Source organism: Vibrio sp. V12_P9A6T4, assembly GCF_963874835.1.
In the GTDB taxonomy this organism is placed as follows: domain Bacteria; phylum Pseudomonadota; class Gammaproteobacteria; order Enterobacterales; family Vibrionaceae; genus Vibrio; species Vibrio anguillarum.
The window spans coordinates 1-19835 of record NZ_CAWNJO010000078.1 but is presented as its reverse complement, the minus strand read 5'-3'; the positions used below and the strand labels follow the sequence as shown (position 1 = coordinate 19835).

At 45.3% G+C, this 19835-nt stretch carries 14 protein-coding genes; 7 read left to right on the top strand and 7 right to left on the bottom strand.

Going from position 1 to position 19835, the window contains the following annotated elements; genetic code table 11:
• Positions 1-210 precede the first annotated feature (210 nt).
• Positions 211-1413: an iron-containing alcohol dehydrogenase gene (locus AACQ42_RS12905; protein WP_013856800.1), complete on the top strand. Its 1203-nt coding sequence runs from the start codon at positions 211-213 to the stop codon at positions 1411-1413.
• Positions 1414-1481: 68 nt separating this feature from the next.
• Here AACQ42_RS12905 and AACQ42_RS12900 read toward each other — a convergent pair whose 3' ends face one another.
• The 3 genes from AACQ42_RS12900 to AACQ42_RS12890 are packed head-to-tail and all read right to left on the bottom strand — an operon-like array spanning position 1482 to position 6865.
• Positions 1482-4286, bottom strand: coding sequence for an Hsp70 family protein (locus tag AACQ42_RS12900; RefSeq protein ID WP_094165547.1), 2805 nt, complete (start codon positions 4284-4286; stop codon positions 1482-1484).
• 48 nt (positions 4287-4334) lie between these two features.
• A complete protein-coding gene (locus AACQ42_RS12895) occupies positions 4335-6233 on the bottom strand; it encodes an Hsp70 family protein (RefSeq protein WP_094165546.1) in 1899 nt (632 codons plus the stop codon).
• The gene (locus tag AACQ42_RS12890) at positions 6233-6865 is read right to left on the bottom strand and encodes a DUF2760 domain-containing protein (protein ID WP_088732478.1); all 633 of its coding nucleotides are present in this window, start codon (positions 6863-6865) and stop codon (positions 6233-6235) included. The genes AACQ42_RS12895 and AACQ42_RS12890 overlap by 1 nt, the downstream gene beginning before the upstream one ends.
• A 322-nt stretch (positions 6866-7187) precedes the next feature.
• On the opposite strand from AACQ42_RS12890, the gene AACQ42_RS12885 reads away from it, so the two are divergent.
• Together AACQ42_RS12885 and AACQ42_RS12880 are read left to right on the top strand one after the other, a co-directional pair.
• Entirely contained in the window at positions 7188-8711 is a 1524-nt protein-coding gene (locus tag AACQ42_RS12885; protein ID WP_094165545.1) for a sensor domain-containing diguanylate cyclase, read from the top strand.
• A 94-nt stretch (positions 8712-8805) separates the two neighbouring features.
• On the top strand, positions 8806-9336 hold the full coding sequence (locus AACQ42_RS12880; RefSeq protein ID WP_013856806.1) for a 3'-5' exonuclease: 531 nt from the start codon (positions 8806-8808) through the stop codon (positions 9334-9336).
• Positions 9337-9342: 6 nt separating this feature from the next.
• Here AACQ42_RS12880 and AACQ42_RS12875 read toward each other — a convergent pair whose 3' ends face one another.
• Together AACQ42_RS12875 and AACQ42_RS12870 are read right to left on the bottom strand one after the other, a co-directional pair.
• Positions 9343-9786 carry a tellurite resistance TerB family protein gene (locus AACQ42_RS12875; RefSeq protein ID WP_026027231.1) on the bottom strand — a complete coding sequence of 148 codons (444 nt, stop codon included), beginning with the start codon at positions 9784-9786 and terminating at the stop codon, positions 9343-9345.
• Between the two features lie 84 nt (positions 9787-9870).
• On the bottom strand, positions 9871-10281 hold the full coding sequence (locus AACQ42_RS12870; protein ID WP_094165544.1) for a hypothetical protein: 411 nt from the start codon (positions 10279-10281) through the stop codon (positions 9871-9873).
• Positions 10282-10521: 240 nt separating this feature from the next.
• Here AACQ42_RS12870 and hrpA point away from each other — a divergent pair, with 240 nt between their 5' ends.
• Together hrpA and AACQ42_RS12860 are read left to right on the top strand one after the other, a co-directional pair.
• Positions 10522-14457, top strand: coding sequence for an ATP-dependent RNA helicase HrpA (gene hrpA, locus AACQ42_RS12865; RefSeq protein ID WP_094165543.1), 3936 nt, complete (start codon positions 10522-10524; stop codon positions 14455-14457).
• A gap of 103 nt (positions 14458-14560) precedes the next feature.
• Positions 14561-15043 (top strand): porin family protein, encoded by a 483-nt coding sequence (locus AACQ42_RS12860; RefSeq protein WP_013856810.1) that lies wholly within the window; start codon positions 14561-14563, stop codon positions 15041-15043.
• 92 nt (positions 15044-15135) lie between these two features.
• Here AACQ42_RS12860 and AACQ42_RS12855 read toward each other — a convergent pair whose 3' ends face one another.
• Positions 15136-16047, bottom strand: a complete 912-nt coding sequence (locus AACQ42_RS12855) for a LysR family transcriptional regulator (RefSeq protein WP_013856811.1) — start codon at positions 16045-16047, stop codon at positions 15136-15138.
• A 98-nt stretch (positions 16048-16145) separates the two neighbouring features.
• On the opposite strand from AACQ42_RS12855, the gene AACQ42_RS12850 reads away from it, so the two are divergent.
• Positions 16146-17549, top strand: coding sequence for an MDR family MFS transporter (locus tag AACQ42_RS12850; protein WP_088732468.1), 1404 nt, complete (start codon positions 16146-16148; stop codon positions 17547-17549).
• A gap of 72 nt (positions 17550-17621) precedes the next feature.
• Here AACQ42_RS12850 and AACQ42_RS12845 read toward each other — a convergent pair whose 3' ends face one another.
• A complete protein-coding gene (locus AACQ42_RS12845; RefSeq protein WP_094165542.1) occupies positions 17622-19103 on the bottom strand; it encodes a carboxypeptidase M32 in 1482 nt (493 codons plus the stop codon).
• Positions 19104-19323: 220 nt separating this feature from the next.
• Here AACQ42_RS12845 and AACQ42_RS12840 point away from each other — a divergent pair.
• On the top strand, positions 19324-19835 hold a 512-nt coding region (locus AACQ42_RS12840), incomplete at its 3' end, for a LysE family translocator (RefSeq protein WP_094165541.1).

Genomic DNA, 19835 nt, shown 5'->3' with positions numbered 1-19835 from the left:
GTACTCAGCTAATGATTTCAATTATAAGTATAAAAAGTGAGCGAGGTGGATTTTACAAGGTTTGCATTAAAATGCGAGCTTAAGTTGGCGTTAAATCTAATAATGATCAGCGATTATTTGCCTTATCTTGCAAAATTTGACTTTCTAGGTAGAGATAACTCGTTGTATTGCCTAGTCTAGTTAATAGAACTTCACAACTCGAGACCAATCATGGAGATCAAGTACCAGCAGTGGCAGCATAAGCTATACATGAAAGTGCTCAAATTGGCCGCAGCGATTCTGCCCATCTCCAAGCCAACCTTGTTTATTGGTAAAGAATCGCTCAAGCAACTCTGTTATTCGGTTTCTTTGATGGGTATTGAACGTGTGCTTGTCGTAACGGACCAAGGCATTGAAAAGCTTGGTTATGTAAAAAAACTAACCTTTGAGTTTGAGCGCGTTGGTGTCAGTTGTGTGGTGTTTAACCATGTATTGCCTGATCCTACTTATGATCAAGTTGAAGCCGGCCTCCATCAGTATCGATTGGAGAAGTGCCAAGGCGTTGTCGCTATTGGTGGCGGCTCTTCAATCGATTGTGCAAAAGTGATCGCCGCTTGTGCTACTAACCGCAAGTCGATCAAACGTTTAGTGGGGTTGTTAAAAGTATGGAAAACACCTGCGCCGCTGTTTGTGATCCCAACCACGGCAGGTACGGGCTCTGAAGTGACCGTCATTGCGGTGGTTTCTGACCCTCAAACTCAGCAAAAAACACCGATTACTGACCCGAAACTTGTGCCACTTATTGCAGCGTTAGATCCGATGCTGATGATGGCCTTGCCTACTCATATTACTGCGCAAACGGGGTTGGATGCACTCACGCATGCAGTGGAAGCCTTTATATCGCGTAATGCTACGCCAGAGACTGATCGCTATGCTATCGCTGCGGTTAAACTGATCCACGATAACTTGGAAAAAGCGGCGTTCTTTGGCCAAAATTTGACGGCGAGACAAAACATGGCACTGGCCTCTTATTACGCTGGACTTGCTTTTACCAAAGCCAGTTTAGGGTATACACATGCCATCGCCCATGCTGTTGGGGCGAAATACCATTTCCCGCATGGCTTAGCGAATGCGGTTGTGTTGCCACATGTATTGGAATACTCCAAAGAGGCGGCGAAAGATAAGCTGGCTAAACTGGCTGACGTACTCAAAATAACCGATCCACATTTGACCGATTCAATGAAAGCGGACGCCTTCATTGGGTATGTGAAAGAGCTCAATCACACACTGCATATACCTACACAGTTACAGGGGCTCATGCCAGAGCATATTCCAGAATTGGCCAAACAAGCTTTTCGTGAAGCGTTTTGGAATTATCCTGCGCCAAAATACATGCAGCAAACGGATTGTGAAGCGATTTTTAGGAAATTGTAATCTACATTCAGTGTTATCTTTGACCGCTCTCGTCATCATAGCAACGAGAGTGGTCAAATTAGGTCGATTCATTTTTTAAGCAGTATCAACCCACTTGGAAGAGTATCACCGAAGACACGTTTGGATTCTGTGTCAGACAGGTCATGCACTTCATTAACCAAAGTAAACCAAGTTTCTGGAACTTTACTCTGCTTTAACTTGGCTAAAACGAGCTGACGAACATCATCGCTAATATCAAAAAGACGATCTCCTGTCTTGCGACACACCATTACCGCGGCAAAGGCAATCATCGGTTCTTTGTGCCAGTTTTGATCAAGCAACTTCGGTAACCATTGTTCCACTTGCGCTCTTGGGATCACTGAATGTTGACTACCATACAGCAGCGTCCGAGAGGCTAACCGCCCAACGGCCCACCAGTGTGCTTGTTCACATTGAGTTTGATTAATCGCTTTATTCAAAAACCACGTGGCAAGTAATACTTTATCTTCCACTTCTAGATGTTCCAGCGAAGCGGCAAGCCGCACCATTGCTTCGTACCCTTTGTCGTGTGCTTCTTGAGCTGATTTTGGATTTTTGATTGCGCTCGGGTGAAGATATTTAGCGATATCCGCTAGAATCGTTTCTTGTTGCTCCTGCCTCAGTCCGCCAGCAACACGCCGCCAAAATACCCACCAATCGCTCCAACCTTGATGATTTTGGAATTGAATACCTTGTTGATACAGATTCCACATCTGTTCCATACGCCAAGGATCGGTTGGGTCGCCAAATCCTGGTCGCAGGGCAAATCCAGCCAGACGCAACCAGTTTTTCTCGTGTTGCTCTGAGCGACGTCGACGTTTACGGCCTTGAGAAAATGCATCAAAGAGCGGTCTTAGCGTGGTGAAATCCCATTCATCACGTGGCCCTAAAAGCTTATCTAAATCTTTGCCAAGCGTTTTTATGGCTTGGTTATCAGAGGCTTTTTTATTGCCACTATAAAGGTGTGTGATGAGCGAAATCGCCTCTGACAAGCGAGGATGACGTTGGATTTCACTGTCTGACTCACTGTGCTTGCGAACTTCAAACTCAAGTTGCCATCGGTTTTTTTCGTCCTCAACACTGACACATTCAATCTTGAGCGTGCCGACTTCCGTTAATTGACAAGCCAGTTGAACTTCCACTCGTTGCTTTTGGTTAGCATGCAATAGAGCATCATCATTTCCTTTTAACGCTGTTATATAGGGAGGCAGTGGCGTAAAAAGTTCATGTTCAACGGTCGATAACAGCCCATTTTGAACGCGACGATCAGCAAACATATCGTGGGTTGAGGTCAGGATGTTGAAGCGTACGGGTTCACCTAACGTCAGTGAAAATCGGCGGCTGGTTAAGCGTATCTCTTGTCCTTCTTCGGTGCCTTTAGCCAAGATACACAAAGCATGTCCGGCACTGTTTTTTTCAGGCAGGTGTAAAAAATAAGAGCGTGCCGATCCGCCGCCGATTTTAAGCTGTGCACCTTGGCGAGCTTTACCATAGGCAACAGCGCCGAGTGCGACTGCCCAATCAGGGTGAGGATTATCTAGCAGGGTGATCGGCGAACCTCGCCAATCGGTCAATAATTGAGTGATGCGCTTTGTGATAAGCTCACTATTAAATACGCCGCCATTGAGCAGCAACCCAACGGGAATGGCCGTTGCGTTTGACTCTTGCTTGAGCGCAAGACGAGAAACGGCTTGGTGTTCAGCTAAAAATTCAGCAATGTGTTTACTCACGGCAGGGTCGGCTGCGTAGGGCAAACCGAATTCCACCACAGCACTGCGGCGTTTAGTTGGACGTTCTTGTACCGAGCAAAGTGGGAAAAAGCCTTCCAGTGCAATGTCATGCACCTCTTGTTTCGTCAGGGAAATGCTTTTTGCTGCGCCTAATAGCTTTGAACCACTGCCAAGGAGCGTAATTTTTAGCTGCTCTGGGGCTTGGTTTGATAAGAGCTGCTCTTTTACTTGGCGAGTTTGCTGAATTAGTTTGCTCAAACTGGCGGCGGTTAATTTTTTCGAACTGTCAAAGCGCTGTTCCGCTAGATGAGCTAATGCTAAATCAAGGTTGTCACCTCCGAGCATTAAGTGATCACCCACGCCAATTCGGTCAAGGGAGAGTTGGTTGTCTGCGCTGTGTTTCGCTTCAATTAAACTGAGGTCTGTCGTACCTCCGCCCACATCACAAACCAAGATCAAAGGGAGTGACTGTAGTTGCTGTGAGGCACAATGGCGGTGACGTGCGTACCAGTCATAGCAAACGGCTTGTGGCTCTTCAAGTAGTACAATTGAGCTTAATCCCGCCAGCGTTGCAGCTTCGATGGTGAGCTTACGAGCCGTTTCATCAAATGATGCCGGCACGGTGATAATGACATTTTGATCTTCAAGTCGATGACTTGGATGACGGTGGTTCCATGCTTGCCGGATGTGATTGAGATAACTGGCGCTGGCAATGACAGGGGATACTTTCGCTACATCGTGAGCACCAGCCCACGGCAAGATGGCTTGCTTGCGATCAACCCCTTGGTGGGAGAGCCAACTTTTCGCGCTGGATACTTGTCGCCCTTCTACTTTTGCACCTAGATCTTTTGCCCATTGGCCAATAATTATCTCTTTGCTATCGCCTATAACCGGTTCAATTTGCCAAGGGAGCGATAGGGCATCAGGTGCGATCTGCCCGTCGGCCGGGTGATAACGAAATGATGGAAGGAGTGGTTTTCGAACCACTTCACCGGGGCCAATTAATTGGTCGACCTCAAAAAGATGCACGGGTGAGTCTTCTAACGATTCGGTGATTTCACAAAATGCCACCACAGTATTGGTGGTGCCTAAATCGATACCGACGAGAAAGCGAGGAGAAGACATAGAGGCTCCTGAATGTCAAAAACGGCATCCGAAGATGCCGTGTGGGGATTATTGAGTGACTTGAGGATCTTCACGCACATCGAACTCAACGTGCCATGTTTGGCCGTTGTCGGTCGCAATGGCTTCTAAGTGAAGCGTCCCGAGCTCTGTGATCGTTGAGGCTAAGTGAACCGGAACGACTTCGCCTTGTCGACGTCCTTCAGAAACAGGCAAGGTGACGTGGATCTCGGGCAGCTCTACAAGTTCTTCTGGAGCCCAATAATCTAAGTGCATGCCAGCTTCGTCATCGCGGCGTATTGTTGAACCAAAGAATTGAAAATGTACAGGCTCACCAATGACCAATCCAAACTCTTGGCTTGGTACGCGGACACTGCTTCCTTCTTCCATGCCAAATGGGGCGACGCACAAGGCTTCCATCGGCGGTGTGATCCCCGGAATGGCAGGCATAGCACTTTCAATACCGACGTAATAACTCGAGGCAATGCCACCGCGAATACGCACACCTTGTCCACGACGAACTGCGCCGTAATACGCTGCGCCACATGCGACGGCTAAATCAAGGTCTAAGCCTGTTAAGCGCTTAATCTGTGGTGCTCCCACAGTGCTCAACCAAGCATTAATAGTGCTGAGAAGACGGTTTGCTAATAAATCGGATTTTAACACGCCACCGTTTAGTAAGATGGCGGTCGGTTTGATAAAATCCATCTCCGGAGCTTCGCCCATACCGGGCATGCCAGCAAATGGGTTATCATTCAGAGCGGATGTTTCTAGAGCGGATATGTCGCCACCCATTGCATGGGCTTGTTTTGCCAAGAACGCGGCGATATGGCGGGTAATTCCAGCGTCTTGCGCGTAGGGAAGGCCCATTTGCGTTAATGCGCCACGTGCTTTTTGTACGGGATGATCAGTGATATTCACTTGTGGGAAAAAACCATCGACCAAGGTTTGTTGCACTTCTTGTTGAGTCAATTCGGTTTTAAGCGTTGTACCGAGCAGTTTTGAACCGCGACTTGGTACCACAATCGGTACGGAATGTAGGGCACTGTCATTAAGAAGCGCCTCTTTGGCATCTCGGCAAGCGTGCGTCATCGCTTGTACTTGCCAAGGGGCTAATTCTTTACCTTCTTGCGCCAATTTCATTTTTAAACGGTAAGCAAGGGCAAGGTCCATGTTGTCGCCGCCAAGTAAGATGTGCTCACCAACCGCAATCCGATTGAGCGTTAAGTTACCAGCGTCTTCAGTCACTTCCACTAAGGATAAATCAGTGGTTCCCCCACCAATATCAACCACGAGAACAATATCACCCACTTTGACTTCATCGCGCCACGCATCGTGGCTATTATCTATCCAACTGTATAAAGCCGCTTGTGGCTCTTCAAGCAGCGTTAATTGCTCAAAACCAACGTTGCGTGCTGCTTCAGCGGTTAAATCTCGGGCGGCTGGATCAAATGAAGCGGGTACTGTTAACGTGACATCTTGTGTCGCTAAGGGGAAGTCAGGGTGAGCGTGATCCCAAGCGCTTTTTAAATGCTCTAGATAGCACTCAGTGGCTTTTAATGGCGAGATCTTTTCCACTTCATCGCTGCTACCCACGGGTAAAAATGCATCACGTCGATTGATGCCACCATGACATAGCCATGATTTGGCACTGGCGACTAAACGAATCGGTGTCTTACTACCAAGGTTGCGCGCAATGGCACCGACTAAAGCTTTTGGCTCGGCCGACCAAGGCAAAACGCGTGCGGCAGGGCTCATCTCATGTTCATGAGGCTGGTATAAAAACGAGCCTAATTGATGACGGCTTTCAACCGTACCGGGCGCGGTAAGTTGAGGGATGCTCATTACTGAAACGCGAGCGTTTTCATCCTGTGTATCAACATAAGAGAGCACGCAATGTGTTGTGCCTAAGTCAATACCAATACTAAATTTTGGCGCTGTCTGTTCCATTACAATTCAACCTCGGCAGGGGCGATGATTGAAGCATCATACTGTTCAGCCAATTTAGGCAAAGTGATAGCTGTTGCTTTCCAGCCTTTATGGACTAAGGTGCCATTAAAGGGTGCTGAACCCGTCACATTACCCGTTAAGCGAACTTCTTGCGGGTTGAAATCGGCTTCAATGGTAATTCGACTCTCTTCATCTTCGCCGCGAATGGGCGTGAGCTGAATGTAATCTTGTAGAACTTTTTTACCACCGGCGTGGATCACGCGCGCCGCGGCTCCAACTTCCTCATCTGAAAAGGCGGTGACATCTTCATTTAAGAAGTCAATCAGACGAGCTTCTTGCTGCATTAACGACAAAAGTTGTAGGGCGGAATCGGTTGGCGCTGTCGCTAATTTAGATTCGACTTCAACTACGCGCTCAATCACTTTTTCTACTTCTACGATTTTTTCGACTTCAACAATCGTTTCAACCGGCTTTTCGACTTCGACAATTTTCTCGACAGGTTTTTCAACAACTTTCTCAACGACTTTTGATTTGCGTGATACCACAATGAGAAGTAGCAAAAGGCTTGATGCACTGAGCCCAGCATGCAGCATATCAAAGGTGGTAGGGATCATATTTAAATCGAAGTTCATCACAATTCTCTTTACACAATGAAGTAGGCGTGGGAATTCTCGTGAGCCTACGGTGAATAGACTTAAAAATAGGGGCGCAGCTTACCATATTCAAGGCGAATACAGGATAGAAAGTCCGCATCATCACGTTTAAGCTAAAGTGATTGCTTGCGTTTTGAGCAGTATCAATCATTAATTCTCTATTCTGGTTCAACTTTAAGATTAATTGGTTAATAAATTGGTGACTGGCTATTGATTTACCTACTTTTATAAGAGTAATTTGAGTCCTGAGTCCTGAGTCCTGAGTCCTGAGTCCTGAGTCCTGAGCCACGGAGAGGCTGTTATGTTAGAGAGCGACAAAAAGGTGATCTACCCTTTATGTATTTCAATTATTACCTTAATGATGACAGCGTCAGTCATCTCATTACTCTACATTAATCAAAAGAATCATATTGTCATGTTGTTTGATAGCCACGCCGAGCATCAAGCAAGCATATTAGACACGTTGGTTGGAAATGATGTCAGTTTTATTGGTTCGGCTGCCAATTTTTTGCATGCTACCGAGGGGGGGAGTGTGCAAGGATTTGACGTTTTTGCCCATGGGGTTATGTCAACATCCTACAGCCTTATCGGTTTGCAATGGTTAGCGAAAGTAACAAAAGATGATGCTGACGAATTTGTAACATTAATGAGGGATCGTTTGCCTCAATTTGAGTTATTTACAGTACCTAAAGCGGCTCAAAAGGTGATTGGATTTTCTGAAGAGAATGAACAACCCGTTTATGTTCTGAGTGATATTTATCCTCAAACCAAAAGTAACCTTGAATTGCTCGGTTTCTATTCGCTACGCCCTCGCTTTCAAAGAATTGCTGCACATATTGAGAGTACGGGGCTACCTGCTATATCCGATAAGGTCCGCCTATTGCAAGATGGCATAGAAGCACACCACAAAAAGGATGGACTATTGGTATATCATCCCGTTTTTAACTACAACAAACAGGAAATGATTGGTGTGGTAGTGGGTGTTATTCGACTCTCTACTTATTTTGATGGATTGGTGAGCCGCACGGCATCCGATCATCGATTGTATATGAAAGTAACCGATCTCGGATTTGATGCCGAAGATGATCCGATTCTATTCCAAAGCCCAGATTGGGATTCAATCAAAGGCATAGAAATAGAGAAACGCTTATCTCTGCCTAACCGTGATTGGAAAATTGATTTTAAGTTCTCAGAACCAATAGCGAGCAACATACAGTGGATTTTAGTGGCGCTCAGCGTCGGTGGTTTAATTATTTCGATCTTGTTAGGTTATGTTGTCTATTTGTTGATGAGAGAAAAACTTCATCTTAGCGAGATGCTAGAAGAACGTACTGAAGAACTGCGCTTTTTAGCGGACCACGATAGTTTGACTGGGTTGTATAACCGACGTGCATTCGGACGTTTACTGCAAGAGAACGTCTTACAGAAAAAAGCTTTTTCGTTGGTAATGTTTGATGTCGATGATTTTAAACTGATTAATGACAACCATAGCCACATTGCAGGCGATGAGATGCTAATACATATCGCAACGGTTATTTCACGTCATATGGGAAATAATGATGTTTTAGCTCGGTTAGGTGGGGACGAATTTTGCATTATTTGTGAATTGTCAGAACTTCAACCTTTGCAGTGTTATCTAGAAACGTTACGAGCGGCCGTTGAATCAACCGGATATGAGTTCATGGATGAGGTGCTGTATTGCACGCTCAGTATTGGGGCGGCGATCAATCATACTTATGATCAAGAGTCTTTATTACATTTGGCAGACAGCAAGTTATACGAAAGCAAAGAAAATGGTCGCAACCGAGTTTCAATCGCCCAATAACTGTCCGAACGAAAGGGCGAGAGTCGAGTTTTTGAGAGGAGTCGAGTAAGATAGCGTTCTTTGACCACTTATATTTAAAGGATACGCCTGAACAATGAACTATAACCGAGTTGTCTGCTTCGATTTAGAAATGTGCTGCTGGAATGAAAATGGGGTTGGGACAACGGGTGAAATCATTGAAGTGGGTTTAGCTGAAATTGATGTACAGTTGGGCACGATTGTGAAGCGTGCTCAATATTATGTCAGGCCAGAGCAAGACGAAATTTCGCTGTTTTGTAGTGAGTTAACCGGGATAACTCCGCGTAAAATTGAAAAACAGGGGCGACCACTCGCAGGTGTCATTCAATCAATGGTTAAGAACTTTGGCGGCCCAAATAAGATTTATGTTTCGTGGGGGCGTGATGACCAAATTTTAGCTAAAGAGTGTGAGCAGAAGGGGATCGTTATGCCTTTTAGCGAGTTCATCAACCTAGCAACGCTCTACCGTATTCAGCAGAGAATGAAAGAAAAACGTATTGGTCACCGCGCCGCACAAGAAGCGCAAGGTATTGAGTGGGAAGGGCGACAGCACTCCGCTTATGTTGATGCTTACAACCTTGCGAAATTGGCGTTAACGATGTTGTAATCCGCTCTATTTTTGAGCGGAAAGTTTAGCGCGGATAAATTCACTGTGGTCGACATACAATAATTCTGCCGCTTTGCGGATCACCGCCTCTTCGAGTGGGTCTATCTCACCGTCCGCGTGCGCCACTTGCCACATCGCCTTGATAAGTTCATATCGCGTATCTTGCGAGAGCTCGCGTAATTGTGAAGTGAAATCATACAATGAAGCTGACTGTTTGACGCTTTGTTCTGCCCGAATGAGCAGTTCCGTGGTTTCTGTATCATCTAACGCTAATAGTCGTTTAACTAATTGAAACTTAGCGTCATTTTCTCGTGTGTCAATTTGATGATCGGCTCCTGCCACTTCTCTGAGCAAACAAGCAATCGCTAGGTTGGGGTTAGTGTTGGAACGCTGGCCTAAATCTTCTCCGTCCAAGAGTTGCTTGAATAGCGATGTAATGGCATTAAACATAAAAAAACCTACTGAAAATTTCGAGTCATTATTGTTTAAATAGTGGCGTATTGAGCAAAACACAAGTCAGAATAAAGTGAGATTCTAAATATCATGAGATTCATCTTCATCTTCATCGTTCTCGTGATAAAAATCATTCGGATCTTGAGGAACGCTAGGGTCTTCTAGTATTTCAATGACTTCTGAACTTGAGTATTCATGCCCCATCAGGAAAAGCGCTAACATGGCATCGGCTTTGGATTTATTGTCCGCTTTTTCTAGCAAAATTTCTTCAAAGCGTCGCCGTATCATGGCAATCTCATGTTCAACAAAACCGCGACCTTCTTTCTCTCCTTCACCTTCCTCGGGCGCATTATCAAACTCCAGAAACAGAAAATGGCCGTCCAATTGTGTGTCAATAAGACGTTCAGGCAACCAAGCCTCACCCATCACCAATTCTGGATCGGTGTTATCGGGTAGTGAATCGAGTATGTGTTTCAGTTCAGATGCTTTCACAGTTTTATCATTTCAGTAATCATGTCGCTATTGTAGCGGCGATTTTCTTATAAACATAAGAAATCCTGATCCGATTACCCAATTTTAAATCGCTTAATCATACAAACGATGGCAAAACATACCGGAATCGAGGAGGAAGCGAATAAATGCTCGCCGTTTGTGAAAGGATAACTGATTGCAGGAGCGTTGATTATGCTACAATCCGCTCAGTTTTATGTAATGAAATGAATAGGAAATGCTTTGACCTCGTCACAGCCCAATCAACACAAGTCAATGAACGCTAGCAGCAACAGTGCGGCATCTCTGCGCAATGCATTGAAAGAATGCATGATGCGTGATCGTTTTCGTCTGAGTAAACGCATCTCTGGTGCGAGCAAAATAAAAAATGAGCAAGCCAAACATGCCGTTTTTGATCAAATTGCGCTCGATATTGCTCAGTCAATGATGGTGGCGCATCAGCGTCTCAACAACCGCGTTACCATCGACTACCCTGATTTATTGCCCGTAAGCCAAAAACGCGATGATATCGCCAAAGCGATTGCTGAAAACCAAGTGGTAATTGTGGCGGGTGAAACAGGGTCAGGCAAAACGACTCAGTTACCCAAAATTTGCGCAGAACTTGGGCGCGGTAAATATGGCCTGATTGGCCATACGCAACCACGTCGCCTTGCTGCGCGTTCGGTCGCGAGCCGAATAGCGCAAGAGATGGAAACAGAACTGGGTGGCTTTGTTGGCTATAAAGTTCGTTTTAACGATCAAATTTCCGAGCAGACTCAGATCAAATTGATGACTGACGGGATATTGTTGGCCGAAATCCAGCATGATCGTTTTCTCAATCAGTACGACACCATCATTATCGATGAAGCGCATGAGCGCAGCTTAAATATCGATTTTATCTTAGGTTATTTGAAAGAACTGCTGCCGCGTCGTCCGGATCTCAAAGTCATCATTACTTCGGCCACCATCGATCCTGAACGCTTCTCTAACCATTTTAGTGGCGCGCCTATCATTGAAGTGTCGGGTCGTACTTATCCGGTCGATACGCGTTATCGACCACTGCTTGGTGAAGAGGAAGCAGACCGCGATCAACTTGAAGGTATTTTTGAAGCCGTCGATGAACTCTGTGCTGAAGGGCTTGGCGATATTCTGATCTTCATGAATGGTGAACGAGAAATTCGTGATACGGCCGATGCGCTCAGTAAACGTAACTTACGTGATACTGAAATTGTGCCGCTTTATGCACGATTATCCGCCGGAGAGCAGAATAAAATCTTTCAGCCCCATATAGGGCGGCGCATTGTTTTAGCCACCAACGTGGCAGAAACATCCCTTACCGTTCCGGGTATCAAATATGTCATTGACCCAGGTACGGCGCGTATCAGCCGTTATAGCTACCGCACCAAAGTCCAACGTTTGCCGATTGAACCAATTTCTCAAGCGAGTGCAAATCAGCGTAAAGGACGTTGTGGCCGTGTTGAAGAAGGGATCTGCATACGCCTCTATTCCGAAGAGGATTTTCTTTCACGCCCAGAATTTACCGATCCGGAAATACTGCGTACCAACTTAGCCTCGGTTATTTTACAAATGACCGCACTTGGGCTGGGTGATATTGAAGCATTCCCGTTTGTGGAAGCGCCGGATAAACGCAACATTCAAGATGGTGTGCGTTTGCTTGAAGAGCTTGGTGCGATTGTTCCTGATACCAATAAAAATGGTCACGACAGCAAAAAGCAGTTGACGGATATGGGGCGCAAATTAGCACGCTTGCCGATTGATCCCCGTTTGGCGCGTATGGTGCTCGAAGCGCCAAAGCTTGGCTGCGTAAAAGAGCTGATGGTGATTGCCGCTGCACTTTCGATTCAAGACCCACGTGAACGCCCATCAGATAAGCAACAAGCCTCAGATGAGAAACATCGCCGATTTTTTGATGAAGAGTCCGATTTCCTGAGCCTAGTGAATTTGTGGAACCACATTCAAACTGAGCAAAAAGCGTTAAGCAGCAGCCAATTTCGTAAGCAGTGCAAACAAGATTACCTCAATTATTTGCGGGTACGCGAATGGCAGGATGTCTACTTCCAAATTCACCAATCGATGCGTGAAATGGATTACAAATTGAACGACGAACCGGGCAATTACCAAAGTATCCACAGTGCAATTTTGGTTGGTTTACTGTCGCACATCGGTATCAAAGACCAAGAGAAAAATGAATACCAAGGGGCTCGTAACGCCCGCTTTAATATCTTTCCCGCTTCTGGTCTGTTTAAAAAGCAGCCCAAGTGGGTGATGGTCGCCGAATTGGTGGAAACCTCTAAACTGTGGGGGCGTATTGCAGCTAAAATCCAGCCTGAATGGGTGGAACCGCTGGCACAGCATTTGATCAAGCGTAGCTACAGCGAACCGCATTGGTCAAAAAAACAAGCCGCCGTCATGGCCTATGAAAAAGTGATGTTATATGGCATTCCTATTGTGCCTAAACGTTTGATTAACTACAGCACCATTGACGAGCCATTGTGTCGTGAGATTTTCATTCGCAGTGCATTAGTTGAAGGTGATTGGGAAACCAAACACGCATTTTTCAAGCAAAATCGTCGCTTATTACTTGAAGTCGAGGAGCTTGAGCATAAATCTCGCCGCCGCGATATTTTGATTGATGATGAACAGCTTTTCGAGTTCTACGATCAGCGAGTCGCAACGGATGTGGTCTCTGGGCGTCATTTTGATGTGTGGTGGCGAAAAGTCAGCAAAGCCACCCCAGATCTACTCAACTTTGAAAAAGAGATGCTATTTAAAGGTGATGCTAGCCACATCACTGATTTAGATTATCCCAACTTTTGGCATCAAAACGGTATTAAGCTGAAGCTCAGCTATCAATTTGAACCTGGCGTGGATAGTGACGGTGTCACGGTGCATTTACCATTGCCGATCCTAAATCAAATTGAGCCGACAGGGTTTGATTGGCAGATCCCCGGGTTACGTCATGAATTGGTTGTTAGCCTCATCAAGTCGTTGCCTAAAACACTGCGCAAAAACTTTGTACCGGCACCTAACTATGCAGATGCGTTTTTAGCTCGTGTCACACCGATGGAATTGCCTTTATTGGATGCGATGGAAAAAGAGTTAAGACGCATGACGGGCGTCGAGGTGAAGCGTGAAGATTGGAAGTTAGAGCAAGTTCCGGATCATTTAAAAATCACTTTTCGCGCGGTGGATCATAAAAATCGCAAACTCAACGAGCATAAAGATTTATATCAGCTGAAAGAGAGTTTGAAAGAGAAAGTACAAGAAACACTCTCTCAAGTGGCAGACGATGATATTGAACAGCAAGGTTTGCATACGTGGAGCTTTGGTGAATTACCGAAAGTGTACCAACAAAAGCGCGGCGGTTTCGAGGTTAAAGCCTATCCAGCGTTAGTGGATAGTAAAGAGAGTGTTGAAATTAAGCTTTTTGAGACCGAGCAAGAACAACTCAATGCAATGAAAGCAGGGCAAAGGCGTCTGATTTTGCTGAACGTTCCTTCACCGATTAAATATCTGCACACCAATTTACCGAACAAGTCAAAATTGGGGCTCTACTTTAACCCGTATGGCAAAGTATTGGACCTGATTGATGACTGTATTGCTTGTGGGATTGATAAGTTAATTGAGCAGCAAGGCGGTTTAGTGTGGGAGCCGGAGCAGTTTGAGGCACTGAAAGAGTTTGTGCGCGCTGAATTGGGCGATACTGTGGTCGATATCGCCCAACAAGTGGAGACGATTCTTACCACGGCATTCAACATTAATAAAAAGCTGAAAGGGAAAATCGATTTTACTATGGCCTTTGCGTTATCGGATATCAAAGCGCAGATCGAAGGTTTGATCTTTAAAGGCTTTGCCACCGAATGCGGCTGGAAGCGTTTGCCGGATATTCTGCGTTACATGCGCGCGATTGAACGTCGGATGGAGAAGTTACCCATTGATCCAAATAAGGATCGTTTGCACATGTTGAAAATTGAAGCGGTAACCAATGATTACAAAGCGCTACTAAACAAGATACCTCGCGGTGCAGAAGTACCTGAAAATGTTAAAGAGATCCGTTGGATGATTGAAGAGCTTCGCGTGAGTTTATTTGCTCAGCAACTTGGCACTCCTTATCCAGTTTCAGATAAACGTATAAAAAATGCGATTGATGCTTGTTAGGTATAAGATTTGCATCTAACCAACAGTTCACTATAATTTGACGCTATGTGGCAATCGGTCGCCGTTTTGAGGCCACTGCCAAATTAAATAAAGAAGGTTCATCATGAAAAAGACTTTAATCGCACTGGCGCTGATCAGTACATCTTCAATGGCGTTTGCTGACTCTTGGATTTATGGCGGCGCATCGGTAGGCCAATCGGATTTGAATGGTAAAAGCGGTACTTCGTACAACATTCATGCCGGTACTGGTATTCTTCCTCTGATTGGCCTCGAAGCGGGTTACACCGACCATGGCAAATTTGAAGTCAGTGCCACGAATGAAATCGCGGCCTCTTCTGTTTATTTTGCGGTAAAGCCAAGCATTGATTTTGGCCCTCTGCATGTGTATGCCAAAGGTGGTTTGCATTCTTGGGATAAAAAATTAAACAGCAATAAAATAGATGATGGTTTTGACATCATGTACGGTGTAGGCGCTGAATACTTCCTGATGGGGCCCATTTCAGTTGGTGCAAGTTACATGAATTACACTCTGGGCGATGACGATATTGGTACGGTTTCATTCAACGCGACCTTCCACTTTCTTTAATCTAGTCACTCAACTGCTTTCAACCACTTCTTGCTCGTTAGTAGCAAGAAGTGGTTTTTTATTTGAGCAGTATGGTGTGGTGTTGTACATTCTCAAGTACGCCAGTAACTGAAAGCAAAGCGCGACCAGTGATTGATGATGTAGTCAATAAATGCCTGAGTTCGCTCAGGAAGAAAACGTCTCTGAGGGTGCAGCAAATAAACATCCGCTCCTTCAATCTGCCAATTAGGCAATAATGGCACTAATCGTTTCTCCTCTAACTCCTTATCAATTAATCCTTTAGGTAACCTTGCAATACCCATATTCATGAATGTGGCTTGTAAAATCGTATCAATTTCCTCAGAGCTAATACGTGCCTGAGGGATAAATTGAAAACGTTCTTTGCTTTGCTGATGTTCAAATATCCACGCTTGTTTGGTATTTAAAGTGAGTAGTGGCAGAGAAAGTAATTGCTCTGGATGTTTTAGCAGCAAAGAGGCCGAGTAGTCAGGACTTGTGCACAACACGGAAGGGTTATTAGCTAGTTTGCGCGCAACCCAATCGGATTGCGGTTGTGGACCAAAACGTAGCGCTATATCAAGGTCGTGCTGGGTATGATAATCCAGCCCTGCACCGACTTGAATACGAATGTTGACTTTAGGATGTTGCTGACAAAATTCCAGTGCTAATGGACTTAGCTGATGCCGAATGGGTAGGATTGGCGCGTTAATGACGATCTCGCCTCTAAACTCTTGTTTGGCTTTTAAAGCTTGTGCTTGTTTATCTTCTATTTGGCTAAATAGGTTGGCATAGGTTTCAAACAAATGCTCGCCTTCTTTCGTTAGTACCACTTCTTTACTGTTTCTGATCAGTAGAATGCTGCCAATATCTTGCTCCAACTGCTGAATTCTGCGGCTCAACGTGCTGGTGGACAAGGCTTTTTGTTTTGCTGCCAGCGTAAAATTGCCACATTTCACTACCGTTAAAAAGAGTGATAAATCATCAAGTTTCATCATTAATCCCATTTATGCAATAAGCCATCCCATTCTATCCTATTTTAGGATGTGCACTATTACGTTATCGTGTCGGTCGCGCATTCTAATCAAGTTCATATGAGGGGCACATGCCTACCGATTCAACTTATTCGGCTAATCCGAAAATTATTTTTGCCAGCGTTGCTTTAGTCATCGCTTTAGGCTCGCTTGAAAAAAGCATCGTTACCACTCCATTGGCTCTTATTGGGCAAGATCTCTCGGCAGGACAAGCATTAACATGGGTGATTACTGCTTATCTATTAGCATCGACCGCTGTATTGCCCGTCTACGGTAAACTGAGCGACTTGTTCGGACGAGTTCGGATGCTAAATGTCAGTATCGTGATCTTTATGTTGGGTTCCGCGCTGTGTACCTTTGCTTTTGATCTACCCAGTTTAATTGGTGCTCGTGTGATTCAAGGGATTGGCGGTGGAGGCTTAATAGCTCTGGCATTTACCGTTATCGCCGATTCAATTCCTGCGCGCGAAGTGGGCAAGTACCAAGGTTATATTTCAGCGGTTTATGCGGTGTCCAGTATTGCAGGGCCACTACTTGGCGGCTATTTTGCTGACTACCTCAGTTGGCGGTGGGTATTCGGTATTAATTTACCGCTAGGGTTGGTGGCACTTTACATGGTTAACCGCTATTTGAAGCATCTCAATAAACGCAGAGATAGTCGCTTTGATTGGGTGGGAGCAGCGTTACTCATGAGTGCGACGACTTTGCTGCTGTTATTACTTTCTTCACATTCATTTATCCCTACTGGCTGGGGCGCGTTTGCATTACTGGCGTGTTTAGTTGCTTTGGTGGTTGTTGAACGCAGAGTGAGTGATCCTATTTTACCGGCGCGTTTAGCACGTCTTCCGAATTATCTGACCGCGATTGTTCTTATTATGGGATCGCAAATGCTGATGTTTGCGCTTTTGGTCTATTTACCACTGCAGTTTCAGTGGCAAAAAGGACTCACTCCGTCAGAAAGCGGTGCCATTATGGTGATCTTCATGGTCTGTATTACCTCTGGCGCTTATGTGGGTGGGAAGCTCATCGCGAAGTTTGGTCGTTATAAGATGTTAGTGATCGTCGGTTTTGCTTTGGCTATGGCTGCATTGTGGCAAGTTCACTACGATATGTGGGTGAAATTTGCATTGGGTTTTGCGGGTATAGGTATTGGTTTAACCTTACCGGCCTTAGGCGTTGTTGTACAAAGTGTCTTACCCGCACGCGATCGCGGCATTGGCATGTCACTGTTTAATTTTGGACGAGAACTCGGCGGTGCACTCGGTGTTGCGTTCTGTTCCGCGCTCTTTTATCTGAGAGTGCCAAGCGAAGTCATGGTTGCTGAACACAGTGCCGAGCAGGCCGGCGTTTCCACTCAGGTATTATCACAAGGTTTTAGCTTGGTTTATATTGGCATGAGCGTACTAGCGTTACTGGCGATGTTACTGACAGTATGGCGCTTGCGTAAAGATGCATTGATGAAAAGTTCATCATGAATTCCTGCGTGTTATTGAGCGTTAACTAAGTATGAAAAAAGCAGCGATTTAAGCTGCTTTTTAAGTTTGGCGCTAAAGGTATCTATGCTTTAGGTGGTCTTGGAAATATTGAGCGTTAAGCACATCCCCAGTCGCTTGTTTCACCAATTCATCGGTTGTTAATAAGCTACCTTTCCGCCAAATATTATCGGCAAGCCAAGTAAATATTGGTGATAAATCACCACTGCGAATGGCGGCATCAACATCCACCGTTTTCTTCATTGCTGCCATAAACTGGGCCGCATACATAGCACCCAGCGTGTAACTAGGGAAGTAGCCAAAGCTTCCATCTGTCCAATGGATGTCTTGCATACAGCCGTTTTGGTCATTTCCTTGGGTAGAAAGGCCGAGGTAAGCCTGCATTTTGTGATCCCATAGCTCAGGCACATCGGTATGTTTGATATGACCATTGATCAAATCACGTTCAATTTCATAACGTAAAATGACGTGCGCTGGATAAGTGAGCTCGTCGGCATCGACACGAATAAAGCCTTTTTCAGCGCGAGTGTAGATCTTCTGGAAATTCGCTTGTGCAAATACTTTATCTTCACTACCTGAAAAATAGCGGGCGGCTAGGGTGGCTAAGTGCTCAATAAAGGGTTCACTGCGCCCCATCTGCATTTCAAAGAAGAGCGATTGAGATTCATGAATACCCATCGAACGCGCTTCTCCTGCTGGTGTACCAGCAAGATGTTTAGGCAAGCCTTGCTCGTAACGTGCGTGGCCCGTTTCATGGACAATGCCCATTAGAGACTGAATAAACTCCGACTCATTATAACGAGTGGTGATCCGAACATCGGTTGGAACACCGCCGCAAAAAGGGTGAACGCTTTCATCAAGGCGACCGTGTTCAAAATCAAACTGAAGCAGTTTCATGACTTCTAAGCCTAGCGCCTTTTGCTTTTCAGCAGGGTAATACCCAGTTGGCATGATGATCTCTTCGGCGCGTTGCTTCTCTATGACTTGATCGATTAACGTTGGCAGCCAAGTTTTAACATCGCTGAAAACAGCGTCCAATGATTGAGTGGTTGTACCCGGTTCGTAAAGATCGAGCATCGCATCATAAGGCGTTAAACCTGTAGCATCAGCGCGGATCTGCGCTTCTTGCTGTGAGAGTGTGACCACCTCAGCCCAGTTTTTCTCAAAACCGACCCAATCATTGTTTTTGCGTTGGGTACGCCAAGCATGTTCACACTTTGAACCAGCAAGAGATTTCGCTTGCACCAAAGCTTCAGGCAGTACGTTTGCCTGCTGCCAGTGGCGTTTGAGTTCACGCAGAGTTGCTTTTTGCTCATCGTTCAATGGCTCATTTTGTGCTTTATCAAACCATTCAGCCAATTGAGGTTGAGTATGTAAACTATGAATATGAACGGACAATTGCGCCATCGCTTCCGAGCGAGCTTGAGCGCCGCCAGCAGGCATTACTGCGGCTTGATCCCAGCCACAAATAGCCGCTAAATGATTGAAATGTGAAATTTTCTTAGAGTGTTGAACTAATTGATTGAATGCATCCATGGAATTAGCCTTCCGTGACGTAAAAGAGAAGTAAGTGTAGCAACCATTAAGTGTCTAACCAAGGCCATCAAAGTCAATCAAGGTGAAAGAGCGTGACCCAAACCGACAAGGCTGTGAGTATTTCATTATTTTCTTATCCAGTGAAAACTGTTAAAGACTTTATAAAAAAGCTCAGGTATAAAAAGGTAAACGATGACATTTCTTTTATACAAGGACGGGTATGTATATCCAAAACGTTGAAGCCTTTCTGATCGCAATTACTATATTAACGCTAACTCCAGGGCTAGATACGGCACTGGTGATTCGTAACACATCACGAGCTGGGTTCACTGACGGCAGCATAACAAGTTTGGGTATTTGCATGGGGTTATTTGTGCATGCGACCTTTTCCGCCGTCGGTATTTCGGCGATTTTGGCACAATCGGCCGAGCTGTTTCATGTGGTTAAAATGATTGGTGCGGCGTATTTAATTTGGCTGGGACTATCCAGCTTAAAAGCGTTGCTGAAAAATAGCCAAGGTATGCAGGTTACGGCAATTTCACACAGTGAATTTACGCTGAAGCGGTCATTGCGTGAAGGCTTTCTTTCCAATGTGTTGAACCCTAAAACGGCAGTATTTTATCTCGCATTTTTGCCGCAATTTATTAACCCAGAATATTCTCCGTTGTTGCAATCGCTTTTGATGGCTGCTATTCATTTTGTTATCGCTATGTGTTGGCAGTGCGGTTTAGC

Coding starts and splice junctions, on each gene's coding strand:
- AACQ42_RS12905 (WP_013856800.1), top strand. CDS start 211: ATGGAGATCAAGTACCAGCAGTGGCAGCATAAGCTATACATGAAAGTG.
- AACQ42_RS12900 (WP_094165547.1), bottom strand. CDS start 4,286: ATGTCTTCTCCTCGCTTTCTCGTCGGTATCGATTTAGGCACCACCAAT.
- AACQ42_RS12895 (WP_094165546.1), bottom strand. CDS start 6,233: ATGGAACAGACAGCGCCAAAATTTAGTATTGGTATTGACTTAGGCACA.
- AACQ42_RS12890 (WP_088732478.1), bottom strand. CDS start 6,865: ATGAACTTCGATTTAAATATGATCCCTACCACCTTTGATATGCTGCAT.
- AACQ42_RS12885 (WP_094165545.1), top strand. CDS start 7,188: ATGTTAGAGAGCGACAAAAAGGTGATCTACCCTTTATGTATTTCAATT.
- AACQ42_RS12880 (WP_013856806.1), top strand. CDS start 8,806: ATGAACTATAACCGAGTTGTCTGCTTCGATTTAGAAATGTGCTGCTGG.
- AACQ42_RS12875 (WP_026027231.1), bottom strand. CDS start 9,786: ATGTTTAATGCCATTACATCGCTATTCAAGCAACTCTTGGACGGAGAA.
- AACQ42_RS12860 (WP_013856810.1), top strand. CDS start 14,561: ATGAAAAAGACTTTAATCGCACTGGCGCTGATCAGTACATCTTCAATG.
- AACQ42_RS12855 (WP_013856811.1), bottom strand. CDS start 16,047: ATGGGATTAATGATGAAACTTGATGATTTATCACTCTTTTTAACGGTA.
- AACQ42_RS12850 (WP_088732468.1), top strand. CDS start 16,146: ATGCCTACCGATTCAACTTATTCGGCTAATCCGAAAATTATTTTTGCC.
- AACQ42_RS12845 (WP_094165542.1), bottom strand. CDS start 19,103: ATGGATGCATTCAATCAATTAGTTCAACACTCTAAGAAAATTTCACAT.